Consider the following 14,069-nt stretch of genomic DNA (forward strand, 5'->3'; position numbering starts at 1 on the left):
GGAGTATGTTTGAATATAAATGTGTCCAATTACGTATGAATTTTAAACATTGTTTTATCCGCTTAAAAATACTATATGGGGAGAGTTAATATGTTAAACAGAACACCTATTATCCTGACCAGTTCACTTGATACTAACAGAGGCGGTGTGACCAAAGCAGTGCTTACGCGCGCTAATGCCTTGGCTGAATTGCATGAGGAAGTTGTTATTATTACGATGCTTTACCAACAGTATTTCACCAAGAAAATAAATCAATTGAAAAAAAGAAAAGAACTATCCCGGAATGTTAAAGTGTTGAATTTTTTTCATGAGATGAGAAGTAATGAAAAGAAAAAGAAGCAAAATTTCAAGCAAGCAAAGTATCAAATACAAGAAAAAGGTTTAACTGCATTCCCAGATGACAGGTTAGCGGATGGAAGGGCTTTTCGTTACTACACTAATGGTTTGTATATCAAGTATAAACGGTTTAATAAGAAAGGTGAGCTAGAGTTTATAGATTATATGAGTCGAGGCAGACAACGTGAATGCAGGGAGGAATACGATAACGATGGTTTATTGATTCGATCAAGGGAAATGGACTTAAGTTATAACAAGCCTAGCCTGGACAGATATTTCGATGCCAGAGGAAATTGTTTTATGAGTGTATGGGTTAATCCAGAGAATTCAAAGGAACAAAGAACACTTACGTTTGGGGATACGGCAGCAGAATATGATAATCTATACGATTTACAGACAGTATGGTTGAACCAGTTATTAGCTGCATATAAACATCCGACAGTAATGGTGGAACGAAGAGAGTTCGATGAGATGTTAATGAATGTTACTCATGATAACATTAAAAAAATAGCTGTAGTACACTTCAACCATTTAGGAGAACCTTTTACTAATATAAAGAAAGTGAAAAAAAGATTTCATCGTTTATTTCAAAAAGCTGGATATTTTGACCGCCTCGTTTTTTTAACAGAGCAGCAAAAGCAAGATGTTCAGAAAATATACAACAATGCAAATAACATCTCTGTTATTCCTCATTCCAGTGAGCAAATAAATGATATCAAAAATGAGAGTGATAAAAATGAAACCTATAGACCTCATTTGGCAATAACTGTAGCTCGGTTGCATAGAGATAAGCAGTTGGACCAAGCAATTCGCGCTTTTAAGGATGTTGTTTCGGCGATTCCGGATGCGCAATACCACATATATGGTGTTGGAGAAGAGAAGGAAAATCTTATGACATTGATTAATGAACTCGATCTGAGTAAACATGTATATTTAATGGGTTATACAAATAATGTCCGAGATGCATACCATGGTGCTGCGTGTTCAATTTTAACATCCAGGCAAGAGGGATTTGGAATGGTTATTACAGAAAGCATGGCTGTTGGAACACCAGTTATTTCATACCATACAAAATACGGACCAGGGGATTTAATTGAAGATGGGATTAATAGTTTTATTGTCCCAATGGGCGATGTTCAAAAAATGGCTGATAGAATCATTCAAATAATGCATGATACTAATTTAAGGAAGAAAATGTCAGATAATGCTTTAAATACGGCCGGAAAATATAACGAAGAGAGATTTAAACGAGAGTGGGAAGAAGTAATTAATGAACAGGCTAATGAGTAAAGATACTTTTATAGGAGGCTAAATTTGGCAAAAATTAAGTTTAACATAGTTAGTATAGGTTTGTTTCTGTCAATCATTTTGAGTCCATCCCCCCTACACATAGATGCAAAAAATTTTGGGCCGGATGAATGGCATCAATACCGTATGAAAAGTGATAAAAACGCTGTATTTGATAATGGTGCTGAGCCATTGGAGTACGTGGAATTTCAGACAGAGGATGAGGTTAGAGCTACGCCGGTTATTGCGGAGAATAAACTGTTCATAGGAAATCATAATTCAGGAGATTTGTTTGCTTTTGACATCAATACGGGTAAAAAAATTTGGCAAAGCAAGGCCCCAAACTGGATCCATTCTGAAATGATTTACAACGAAGGTAAAGTATATGTGGGCTACGGGAATCGGTTCTTTCAGGAAAATGGGATACGTGGAACAGGTGAAAGCGGCATAATCGCATTGGATGCTAAAACGGGGGACACGCTTTGGGAATATAAGACACAAGGTGAGGTTATGCCGACGCCTGCGTACAACGATGGCTATGTGTACGCTGTCACAGGAGACAGGCATCTATATAAATTGGATCCGGATTCCGGAAAGCTATTACATAAAGAAAATATTGGACATACCGTAAGCATGTCTGCACCTAATATCAAGGATGAGACATTATATGTTGGAGGTAGCAGTCCAAATCCTTTCACTTTTTCCGCGTATGATTTGCAAAACGATGAACTCAAATGGCAAACTGAGTTTCCAAGTGTATTTGCGGGATTGGATGATGTTCCGCCAGCTATTTCCGGCAATTTAGTCGTCACAACAGCAGTTGAGGGAGATAAGGGGGATCCTGAACATTTCCTTTATGCGATGGAGGTGGACTCAGGGGAGATTGTTTGGAAACGAAGCATGGGTAAAGGAGATTTTGTTAAAAACAATAAATCTGGTGCCCCGATTATCTACAAAGATAATATATATGTAGGAAGCCCTATAGCAAAAACCTTCTATTCGTATGACTTGAAAACAGGTAAACAGCTGTGGAAATTTAAAGATGAAGTTATGAAGGCTCCTCCAGTTGCAAATGATGACATTGTATACTTTACGAATACGAAGGGTTTTGTGTATGCTTTGGATGCCAAAACTGGTGAGCAAGTTGGGAGAAAAGAACTAAATGGCAAGCTAGCCCCTGCAGGTCCAGTCATTATCAATGATACCTTATTTGTCGGTAGTCAGGATTCGAAAGTATATGCATTCCCATTAAGCGATATCAATGGGCATCAGAATAGCGGAGAGAAAGTGAAATCAGAGCAGGAGACAAATGAAACACAGATGATGATTATAATGAGTGTTTTAATCCTTGTACTAGTGGTTCTGCTGTTCCTAGTGTTAAAGCGAAGAAGACGAAATAGTTAATATAGGTATATCAACCATCTTAGATGTTTGAAGATGGTTGATATGCCTTTTATTTTTATTCTATTTTACTTTTGTATAAAAGTCATCAGCTAACCAATTATGGCCAAAAAGTGCGTCGTATTGAATAATCCGATAGTCGTTGACCATTGCCAATAAATCTTTTGGAACTTGATTATCGGACAGTTTGCCTTCGTTTGTGACAACATAATCCTTTCCTATTCGTTTGACCCCTTTTGTCAGTAAAGTATTCATAAGCCCTTGATAGGGTGAAACATAATAGTTTCCTTCCTTTAATAATAATGGGACAAAGAATGCGGGTGATAGATCTTCAAGCTGCATCCCCTCCTGGCTTCTGCCATTATTCATGAATATAAACCATGGGGTATGATGGAGTTCATCGCCCTTAAATTGATTTTCTGTGCCTCTGAAAACGCTGGGATAGTGATCACCATAAAACAGTAAATTAACATCTTTGTTGGATTTCCCCAATTCATTCACTAAATCTTTAATTGCATTGTCTGTTGCATGGATTCCTTGCAAATAGTTGAATAATCCTTCCGCTTTCTTTTTCGGATAAATATTTGTATTTATTTCAGGTTTGTAACCCATTTCTGGAATCTTTTTATTATATGGCGAATGATTTTGCATAGATAAAATATGAATAAGACCTACATTGTTTTTATCCATCACATCCAAAATATCCTTATTCAAAGCTTCGTCGGAAACTCTTTTGTGGTTTCCCAACTTGTCTGTATGTTTAATTCCATGATTTAGGTATCGAAAATTATCAAACCCTATTTTTTCGTAGACTGTTTTTCTATTGTAAAGATGTGCAGTATAAGGATGGACAGCAACCTTTTCTTTGTCATAAAAATCCAATATGGTATGTTTGTTTTTTGAATCTGCATAGAAATCAGAGTAAGGGGTCACCACTAGTGGTTCATTAAAAACTTCCAAACTGAAAGATGTTAAAACTGACCATTCTAAATTAGCGGTGCCGCCACCTATATATTGGCTGTACATAGAACCGCCTATATTATTTTTAACTGTTTGAGTAATAAAAGGAATTGGTGACTCATTTAATAAAAGTCCTGGAAGCTGTTTAGGGTCCATGAATGATTCACTTAAATAAAGAAGTGTTTCGGAATCGTTTAAAGACTTATCGCGTTCTTTATTAATTCTCTGGGATAACTTACTATGTTTCTGTGAAATTTCTTTTATCTTAACCTTGTTATACCCTGCAGGTCTATCCATATAAATAGGTTTGACAGTATGCATAAAAGTTGGTAAAAATCCATCCATCCGGGCACGTTTTAAGGGATTGAAATTATGGCTATGGGTCTCTTCGAATTTTAAAAGATGTGCATTATAGTAGTTGGGTTTGATGAATATCATGATGAGAAACGTTAATGACAATAGCAATAAAGTTACTCGGATCCACTTATTAATATAAAAGTGAAGCTTCTTTGAAAGTTTGATTATCAAAAATTGCAAACCAGCTAGAATTAATATAACTGTACAAACTATTACTAGCGCAAAAGCAGGGGAAACATCTACGAAAGATAAAAGCTCTTTGGGCGACGCAACTGTTTTGATCTCTGAGAAAGTGATAAACTCATTTCGTTCCACAACTTTGATTTGGTTTGCAAAAATCAGGCCAATCATAAGTATATCTATAATCAAAATACTGACAATTGCTGTCCCAAGGATTGAATATAGAAATATCGTCGAGATAAATATTAAAGAAATTCCGTTGGAAAAAGAATCATGAAAGTCTTGTGTAGAATCAATAGTGTAATCTGGAAACATGCTTTTATTCAACCATTCAACAATAGCTGTTGCGTTGATTTTTATGACGAAAAATAATATTAAAAAATATGCAATTAAAAGTAAGCTCCGCTTTGTTTTCGACATTCGATACGCCACTTCTTTCATAGTATATATTAACATGGGGTTACTTGAAGGATCTCTATTTAAGTTCCCTGGCTATACAAGCCTAAACTGGGAATATTATTTACAAAACTTCAAGCTTTCTAGTTATTTTATCATAAATGTGTAAGAAACTTTAAAATACTTTTTAGTTGAGAGATATGAAGACTGCAAATGCTATGAAACTTACTTATTCGGTAATACAAAATGGTTTTCAGGGAATGTAGGCATTGTCAGCATTCCTTCCGGCCTCCGCTGCTTTGATTAGACATCAATAACAGTGGAGGGAATTTGGAGGCTGGCAAGCCTTTTTATTTTTTGCTTTTTCATGTGCAGTGTTATGTATTTTACGCTGCATTACTATGTACTTTTATTTTGCCATATACAATCACTCCTTATTTAGAACCAATAGAATATTTCCCCTGAACAGACAAATGGGAAAATTATATAATTACAGTTGCGTAGCAAGAAATATAGTGTTAACATTCAATTAACAAACTTAGTTTATTAATGTGAAGATTTAATTGATTGTATATCATATAAAAATAAAGAACTGAGCAATTTAAGTGACATTTATTAAACTCATATTAATAAATGAAGGGGATTAGGGGGGATTCGGCCTTAAAAAGTTTATTTTCTGTTGCTGTATTAAATAAAAGGGATTCATAAAAGTGGCAAAGTACAAATTTGACATTCAATTTCCGCAAATTAGTAAAGTACTTTGCATAAATGTAAGCCCTTTTATGTAATACGTTCGATTGTGTATATTTTATAGAAACTTCAAAAGCCGTAGAAGGAGTTACCCAGTTTGTTGCAACTGGTCTTAGCACAATATTTGCTTGGTTTTTGTTGGTGATAAAGATCAACTGGCAGATAACAGTACTCAATTAACATCATTAGAGGTGAAAATCAATGATTAAGGGTTTGACAAGAGACGGACTAGGTAATCTAAAAAATCTTGAAACACACATTATACTTGCTGCAAAAAATGATATTGATGTTGTAGATACAGATGGAAATGCCTTAAGAGAGCTAATCGAGGCAAAAGGAATCGAAGGTGCAAAGCAATTTTTACAGGAGAATCAGGTGCAAATTGGCGCAATTCAATTTCCAGTCGATTGGAGAAACTCAGACGATGCATTTTACAATGATTTACCAGACTTACTGGAAGATGCAAAAATAGCAAAAGCTTTTGGGTGCAAAATTTTTAATACATTTTTCATGCCTTCCACGGATCAAGATCCTCTTCAGCATTTAATGAAGTTAACGAATCGAATAAAGATATGTGCACAAATGATTAAGGGATATGGTTGCAATATTGCTTTAGAATTTGTTGGACCATATCACATGAGGAAGTTGTTCAAAAATGAATTTATTTGGGACTTGCCAACAACTCTAGAATGGATTGACATGATTGGCGAGCCGAATGTTGGAGTATTACTGGATAGCATTCATTGGTATACTTCTGGAGGAAAAATTGAGGATATTACAGCTATTGATCCCGCAAAAATAGCTTATGTTCATATTAATGATGGACCTGAGTTGCCTAGAAAAGAGATACTCGACAACGGAAGGCTATACCCTGGTGAAGGTATCATCGATCTTGTTGGTTTCCTAAAGGCATTAAAAGATGTAGGATACGCTGGGGTTGTTTCACAAGAGGTTCTTACTGAAAAAGAGCCCGTAGAGTCAAGTGAAATCCTTGCGGAGAGGTCGGGTCAAGCTATGGCAGAGGTATTTGTAAAAGCCGGTTTACAATAACTAGAAGTTGTTGGTGGCATTAATCGGTAAATATAAGTTCTAGGAGGACAGACATTATGACAAAAGAAAGAGTGAGAATAGGCGTTATCGGTTGTGGAAATATTGCGTTTCAAAAGCATTTACCTTCATTATCAAAGTTAGGCAGCAAAGTATCTCTTGCAGGATTTTGTGACATTGTTAAGGAACGAGCGGATAAGGCAGCAGCTGAGTACGGAACAAAAGATGCTGTAGTTTACGAGAATTATAAAGAACTTTTACAAGATGAATCCATTGATGTCGTACAAGTTTTAACTCCAAACATTTCACATGCTAATATCACTGTAGATGCATTAGAAGCTGGGAAGCACGTAATGTGTGAAAAGCCAATGGCCATTAACTCAAAAGAAGCAAAACTAATGGTGGAGGCTGCAAAGCGCACAGGAAAAAAATTGACTGTAGCATACCAACATCGACATAGAAGAGATTCCTTCTTTTTAAACCAACTAATTGAGGATGGGGAATTAGGTGAAATTTATTTTGCTAAATCCCATGCTGTTCGGCGTCGAGGCGTTCCTACATGGGGAGTGTTTTTAGATAAGGAAAAACAAGGAGGCGGAGCACTAATCGATATAGGAACACACGCCTTGGATTTAACGCTATGGCTGATGGATAATTATAAGCCGAAATCAGTCATGGGTTCAACATATAGTAAATTAAATGATAAACCAGATGGGAATATTTTTGGGCGTTGGGACCCTGAAAAATTTGCTGGTGTAGAAGATTCTGCTTTTGGTTATATAAAAATGGAAAATGGTGCAACTATTACCTTAGAGGCTTCTTGGGCGCTTAATGTAATTAACCCAAAAGAAAGTCAAGTAACATTGTGTGGAACAGAAGCTGGAGCCGAGATGTTTGGAGATGCAGATGCAAACGAAGGATATGTGGTATTGAATACATCAAAACATGACCAATTGCTAGAAATGGAAACGCAGCCAAGTAATTTGATGCCTTCCCTGCAAGCGGAGGAAGATATAGGCTATCTGGAGGCTAAACGATGGATAGATGCCGTGGTGAATGACGAAGAACCGATGGTGAAACCAGAACAAGCTTATGTAGTAACGCAGATACTGGAAGCGCTCTATAAATCAGCTGAAACAGGTCAATCTGTGCAAATTGACGAACTTGAATAGGTTCATGTACAAAAATCTATTGTTCAAAGTATAAAAAGATCCTTCCCTCATTGCTAGTTGTCATATTAATTTCTGAGCTTTAACCAAGTAGAAGACACCCCCTTTAGTTTTGTTGGCAGAATTGAAAAATGAATGGATATAAATTCTTGAGGTGTTTTCTCTTTTTTAACAGCCGCCAGTCATCTAATGATATACAACATTAGATGATTTGGCGTAGTTCTATACGTAAAGCGTGTAATTGCTCGTAATCTAAAAAAAGGGAGTTAAAATATGGAAGCCTTTGCGAGAGAGAAAACAAAACTAGGTCGTGAGCGACATAAACTAAGTTTAAAAGAAAAGATAAGTTATGGGTATGGAGAAATGGCGTCTGCGTTTGTATGGGGGATGGTGACTAGTTATCTACTCTATTTTTACACAGATGTTTATGGAATTTCTGCCTCAGCAGCCGGTACTTTATTCTTGATAACTAGATTGTGGGATGCGGCAAATGATCCGATTATGGGTGTGATTGTTGACAGGACGAAAACGAAGCATGGGAAGGCAAGACCTTATTTACTATATCTTGCAATTCCGTTAGGGATTATAAGTGTATTAACTTTTATCACCCCAGACTTCTCGGATACAGGGAGATTGATGTACGCATATGTTACTTATCTGCTATTGGGGATGATTTATACAGCAATTAACTTACCATATGGTGCACTGGCACCTACAATGACAAGAGATTCTAAAGAAAAAGTAGATCTAGGCAGTTATCGAGCTATGGGGCTTGCAGTGGGTACCGTAATCGTTTCCGCAGCTACTTTGCCATTAGTTAACTTCTTAGGCAAAGGTAATGAACAAGTTGGTTTTCCACTTACAATAACTTTGTATTCGGTTATAGCGGGAATACTCTTTTTTCTTACATTTAAAAACTGCAAAGAGCGTTACTCAGAGTATATCGAAGCAAAAGATCGAAAAAAATTATCGGAATCTTTAAAAGAAATGTTTAAAAACCGACCATGGGTGTTGGTAGCCATCACCTCATTTTTAAAATTCCTTCGGTTAGGGGCGTTGAATGCCGTATTAATTTATTATGTCACCTATGTTTTGGGCAAACCTGGAATGGTACCAGTCTTTCTAACATTACTTAATGGAGCGACATTTGCAGGAGGTGCCTTAGCAATGCCGCTTCTAAAAAAAGTTGGAAATAAATTGGGAACTCAAGTTGCGATTGCAATTGGTTCGGTTTTCTTTATCCTGTTATTTTTCATACAGGGGGGTTCTCCTATACTATTCGCTACAATTTTCTTTTTAGCAAATATGTTTGTTGGGGTGGATAATGCATCGGTATTTGTTTTGTTGGGAGATTCCATTGATTACCATGAGTGGAAATTCGGTCAGAGATTGGAAGGGTTACTTTATTCCGCATATAGTTTTTCAACTAAATTCGGGGTTGCAATTGGTTCGGTTTTAGTTGCTTACGCTTTAGGGTTTGTGAACTATGATCCCACAGCGATCACGGAGGGGGCGAAAAACATGATAAGCAGTCTTATGTTTATAGCTCCAATTGTGTTCTCTGTTCTTCAAGTGATTACATTGGCTTTTTATAAGTTAGATAAACACCACGCATCGATTGTAGAAGAATTAAACAACTAACGATTATCTCTGGAAGGGAACGGCAGCAAGCAAGCGAATGAAAGAAAGCGTTTTAATGGTAAGGTTGGGGTGAAATGGGGTTTGTAGAAACAGACAGGTTTAACGAAGATACAGCATAAATGGGGTAAGTTTGTCTACATCCTTTATTGGGAGGAATATGATGGAAAACACTATTAAAATAGGAATAATTGGTTCAGGTAGAATTGCAGCGAACCACGCTAAAGCGTACATGAATATGAAAGATGTAGAAATTGTAGGCATTGCAGATACTATTCCCAATAAAGCGCAACATTTTATTGATGAATTGGAAATTAAAAATGCGCAACCGTTTGAAGATCATAATGATCTTCTACAATTGGATATGGATGGGATAAGCGTTTGTACGCCAAACTTTGCTCACCACAAAACTAGTATTGATGCATTAAAAGCTGGCAAACATGTTCTTGTGGAAAAACCATTGGCAGTTACTCTCGAACAAGGAATTGAAATGTCTCAGATAGCAAAAGAAACAGGTAAAATGCTTTCTGTTGGCTATCAACCGAGGTACGATCCTAATATGAAAAAAATAGTGAGTATTGTTCAATCTGGTCAACTTGGAGATGTTTATTACGTAGAAGTTGGCGGCGGCCGTCGTCGAGGAATGCCTGGTGGAACTTTTATTAATAAGGAATTTGCAGGTGTGGGTGCGACTGGGGATATAGGAACATATTCATTAGACTTAGCACTAAATGCATTAGGCCATCCTAAGCCATTAACGGTTTCTGCTTATACATCGAATCATTTTGGAACAAACCCGCTTTATCATCCGGAGTCAGACAAGTTTGAGGTGGAAGATTTTGGCGCAGCAATGATTCGATTAGAGGGTGGAATCGTTCTTAATTTCAAAATATCATGGGCTATGCACATGGATACGCTCGGGCCGGCTATTTTCCTTGGAAAGGATGCCGGACTTAAACTGACTCCTGCAGGAAGTGGTCCATGGAGTGGTGTGTGGGACGGCGGCATTGCCGCTATAAGTATGTTTCATGATTGCGAGGAGCGATATGAGGAAGTAAATTTACCTATCGAAAAGCACGACATTAATATTTTTGCAGCGAAAATAGAAGATTTTGTTCATGCGATGAAGGAAAGCAAGCCAGCTCCGATACCAGCAGATGAAATAATCATTAACCAAGCAATTATTGACGGTATTGCGAGATCATCAAAATTGAACAGAGAAGTTGAAATTCATTTACCTGCATTTTAATTTTAATGGCTCTATAGACAATGCTAAAATAAATTCGAGTTTTTTGGTTGTAATATTTGGGATAATGGAAGCTTTCTTGCTGACTCCATGGTATCATTCCTGATTTGTTTAAATGATATCGAGCATTTCTTTACAGAAAAGCAAGTGCAAAAGGTGAGCGAAAGATACAAATAGCACTGGTAGCTGGTAAATGACATTATAGAGATACATTTCTACACCCCCAACACACGCTTTTGTATGTTTGGGGGTGTGAAAATGTTATCGTTCAAAATAACTGTTATTAGTCATTTTGAGCAATTATCGCCAATCTCCAATTTTCCCTTTGCTGTCTTACGCTTTTCATTTCCGTTTTGGTCAGCTACCTTCACCTCTATTTCGGCTCCTTTTGTATTCACGTTTGATATTGCTGTCCAATAACCCACGTAATGCCCAGGTTCTGTTTCCATTAACGGAAGTTCAGTTGCATTACTTGACTCCTTGATGGTATTCGTTGAACCTAAGGTATTTGTAAGCGGGATGCGAATAGCAAAGGTAGCGTTTAACTCAGGTTTACTATCAAATTCTATCTTTACTGTTTCACCAGCGTTTAAAGAAATATTTTGCGTCGGTTTGAGATCCTTAATAGCCAAATCCTTTGAATCATCCTTTTCGGGCACTAATTCGATCCGCTTTTCAGTTGCTTCTTCTACAGCTTTGCGGCTAAATAGTAATGGAAATGTTTTTCCCTCAGCCCACTTACTGAACAAATCATCATAATGTTTACTGTTCGGATCTCCGGATTGTCCTGGTGTATTGATCGCAACAGAGTTATCCCAGTTTCCCACGTCAATCACTTGTCTGTAACTAGCGCCACTGGTTTGTTTAAATTCTTTATCAAAGGAAGTAGCCCCTACTGTATAGCTGCTGCCGCCTCTAGGGATTGGGCCGACATTCATTTTCTTTTGTTTTTCTTGATCGGTTAAATCAGACAATGGGTGTTCTAAATATGCAACATGTAAATCTCCCCATTTCCATTGTGCCATGTCGGGACCTAGCAGGCTTTCAGTTTGTCCAATGGCATCTTTCAGGCTGCGAAGCAATATTTTATCCCGTGTTTTTTTGGGATGTTTCCCAAAGCGTTGGTCTGGTTTTTCCAGTAAGTTCAATACAACAACTGGATCTCCATTTCCAATATCATTTGCGGCTTTTTCGGGTAAAACGCTTGCTACCACAGCTTTTTGTAAATATTTTTGATACCATACTTCAAACAATGCTCCGGCAGAGGAATTGGTTGTTAAATTATTATCCCAGTCCCTGAGTAATTTTAATGCTTCATTCACTTTTTGGTCCTTGGACTTAATTCCTTTTAGCAAATTGGTAATACGTCTAGCGGGTAAAGATACGAAATCATTTTGTAAACGTTGGGAGTCCTTTATTCCAAATGTATCGGTATTATTTAACACCTCTTCAATTCTTTGATAGCGAAAAGGCGCAGTCCATTCAAAGCCGATCTGATACTTTTCATAAGGATAATCATCTGGGAGGTTCATTTGATTTGCCGTAGCAATCCAGCCCCGCTTAGGGTTATATTCATTCGGCAGTTTATCCTGGTTGAGAAAACCATCCCATTCATATTTTCCATCACCTGGTACTGGCATAACACCATCCCAGTTTTTTCTTTTAGGGGTAAGACCGCCTGGTTTCCACCCGATATTGCCTTTTGTATCAGCATATATCTGATTTTCCGAAGGTGATCCCCATTTATTCATTGCCTCTTTAAACTCATCCCAATTTTTCGCGTTCATATAGGACATACTCCCAAGATATGGCGCCGTTCCAGGTTCAAACCATGCAGATTTCACCGCAAAAGCACGATTATTTTTCTCATCTTTGTAAATGACAGGTCCATGGCGAGTAAATTCTAGTTTTCTTTTTTCTGCCTTTTGTCCTTTGACCCTGATCTTCTCGGTGTCTGATTTCATCGTCTCCCATTTCCCTTTATACAGATATTCAGATGGATTGTTTGGATTGGTTTTATAAACATATAGATCCTCTTGGTCGTGGCCAAAAATGGTAAGGCCAAAAGCAATATCTTGATTGTGACCAATAGAAATCCCCGGCAAAGCAGGCTCACCGGCTCCAATGACATCCATGCCAGGTGCTGACAGATGGGCCATATAACGAAGTGATGGGACTGTGACTGACCTGTGGGGATCGTTTGCCAAAATTGGGCGCCCGGTTTTGGATTTCTCCGGGCCAATGACCCAATTATTGCTTCCAAGACCGGATTCATCATTAACTTGCTCGTTTAACTCTTTGAGGGATTCGGTTTTGATCTTATTATCCATTTTATCGAAGTAAACGGATTCTTTTGCTTTATTATAGACATCCAAAACATCCTCTGGGATATCCTCCAGATTCAGTCCCTTTGGTACCTTTATTTTATGGGAAGGTTCCAGTTGTTTACGCATGTTTTCAGCTTTTTTTCCATGTTCTTTTAAAGTAAGAGCACGGGCAACCTCGCTATTAAGGCTTTTAATCAATCCATTGCTCCGAATGACCGCTACGTCCTTTGGTTTCCACTTCGAGGGTTCATAACCAAGCGTTTGGAACTCTTGAGGTAAAAGGTCTGGATTTTCCTTCGTTTTTTCCACATACGCATTAATTCCTTTTACAAAAGCGGTTGCGTTTTTTTGCGTATCTTTTCCATACGCTTCCCATTCCTTGTCCATATCACCACGATACAAAAATAAGCGTGCAGCTCTATCCTGATCTACGTACTCTGGACCAAGGACTTCCGATAGTTTACCCAATCCGCGGAGTCTCCAGAGATCAATTTGCCACAGCCGTTCCCGTGCGGCATTAAAACCTTGAGCAAAGTAAACATCTTTTTGAGACTTCGCATAAATATGCGGTACTCCCCAGTTATCGACAAGTATTTCAGCAGGTTCTTTTAGCCCATCCAATTTAAATGTTTGAGTAGGCTTGTCCGAAATTGTCGCATGAGGGGATTCCTTTGATTGGTTCTTAGCCGTCTGATCTGCACTCGTGTGGAAAGGCGGCAATGTAATGAAGAGTACTGATGCAAGCATGAACGACAAAAACTTCCTCATTTTGCTATACCTCCCTTAGATTTTACCAAATTTTAACATTTATATGTATAAAATGGAATAGTATGAAAGTTTTAATTTCAACAATGAGAATAAGGTACTATTTGTGGTCAATTGTCGCCATCTGAACAAAATAGCTTACGTTCCATATCATTCGTTCGCTTCACATTTTGAAGGTTTACAAATTGCATGTTCTATTTTTTTATGTTA

8 protein-coding genes are annotated in these 14,069 nt (G+C 37.6%); 6 read left to right on the forward strand and 2 right to left on the reverse strand.

The annotated features are described in order from the left end of the window. Positions 1–90: 90 nt before the first annotated feature. Positions 91–1,626 carry a glycosyltransferase gene (locus ACFSMW_RS09935; RefSeq protein WP_390355248.1) on the forward strand — a complete coding sequence of 512 codons (1,536 nt, stop codon included), beginning with the start codon at positions 91–93 and terminating at the stop codon, positions 1,624–1,626. Positions 1,627–1,650: 24 nt separating this feature from the next. Next, on the forward strand, positions 1,651–3,027 hold the full coding sequence (locus ACFSMW_RS09940; protein ID WP_390355250.1) for an outer membrane protein assembly factor BamB family protein: 1,377 nt from the start codon (positions 1,651–1,653) through the stop codon (positions 3,025–3,027). Between the two features lie 60 nt (positions 3,028–3,087). Here ACFSMW_RS09940 and ACFSMW_RS09945 read toward each other — a convergent pair whose 3' ends face one another. Continuing rightward, on the reverse strand, positions 3,088–4,941 hold the full coding sequence (locus tag ACFSMW_RS09945) for an LTA synthase family protein (RefSeq protein WP_390355252.1): 1,854 nt from the start codon (positions 4,939–4,941) through the stop codon (positions 3,088–3,090). 927 nt (positions 4,942–5,868) lie between these two features. Between ACFSMW_RS09945 and ACFSMW_RS09950 the strand changes: the two genes are divergently transcribed. The 4 genes from ACFSMW_RS09950 (at position 5,869) to ACFSMW_RS09965 (ending at position 10,770) form a co-directional block, all read left to right on the forward strand. Beyond that, positions 5,869–6,717, forward strand: coding sequence for a sugar phosphate isomerase/epimerase family protein (locus ACFSMW_RS09950; protein WP_390355253.1), 849 nt, complete (start codon positions 5,869–5,871; stop codon positions 6,715–6,717). 56 nt (positions 6,718–6,773) lie between these two features. Further along, positions 6,774–7,886: a Gfo/Idh/MocA family protein gene (locus ACFSMW_RS09955; RefSeq protein ID WP_390355255.1), complete on the forward strand. Its 1,113-nt coding sequence runs from the start codon at positions 6,774–6,776 to the stop codon at positions 7,884–7,886. A gap of 270 nt (positions 7,887–8,156) precedes the next feature. Further along, entirely contained in the window at positions 8,157–9,524 is a 1,368-nt protein-coding gene (locus tag ACFSMW_RS09960; RefSeq protein WP_390355257.1) for an MFS transporter, read from the forward strand. A gap of 160 nt (positions 9,525–9,684) precedes the next feature. Continuing rightward, the gene (locus tag ACFSMW_RS09965; protein ID WP_390355259.1) at positions 9,685–10,770 is read left to right on the forward strand and encodes a Gfo/Idh/MocA family protein; all 1,086 of its coding nucleotides are present in this window, start codon (positions 9,685–9,687) and stop codon (positions 10,768–10,770) included. Between the two features lie 284 nt (positions 10,771–11,054). Here the strand turns inward: ACFSMW_RS09965 and ACFSMW_RS09970 are convergent, their stop codons facing one another. Next, a complete protein-coding gene (locus ACFSMW_RS09970) occupies positions 11,055–13,862 on the reverse strand; it encodes a penicillin acylase family protein (protein WP_390355261.1) in 2,808 nt (935 codons plus the stop codon). Positions 13,863–14,069: the final 207 nt, after the last annotated feature.

The sequence above is a fragment of the Tigheibacillus halophilus genome (assembly GCF_042683165.1).
Lineage (GTDB): Bacteria > Bacillota > Bacilli > Bacillales > Amphibacillaceae > Tigheibacillus > Tigheibacillus halophilus.

Coding starts and splice junctions, on each gene's coding strand:
- ACFSMW_RS09970 (WP_390355261.1), bottom strand. CDS start 13,862: ATGAGGAAGTTTTTGTCGTTCATGCTTGCATCAGTACTCTTCATTACA.
- ACFSMW_RS09945 (WP_390355252.1), bottom strand. CDS start 4,941: ATGTCGAAAACAAAGCGGAGCTTACTTTTAATTGCATATTTTTTAATA.
- ACFSMW_RS09935 (WP_390355248.1), top strand. CDS start 91: ATGTTAAACAGAACACCTATTATCCTGACCAGTTCACTTGATACTAAC.
- ACFSMW_RS09950 (WP_390355253.1), top strand. CDS start 5,869: ATGATTAAGGGTTTGACAAGAGACGGACTAGGTAATCTAAAAAATCTT.
- ACFSMW_RS09965 (WP_390355259.1), top strand. CDS start 9,685: ATGGAAAACACTATTAAAATAGGAATAATTGGTTCAGGTAGAATTGCA.
- ACFSMW_RS09955 (WP_390355255.1), top strand. CDS start 6,774: ATGACAAAAGAAAGAGTGAGAATAGGCGTTATCGGTTGTGGAAATATT.
- ACFSMW_RS09960 (WP_390355257.1), top strand. CDS start 8,157: ATGGAAGCCTTTGCGAGAGAGAAAACAAAACTAGGTCGTGAGCGACAT.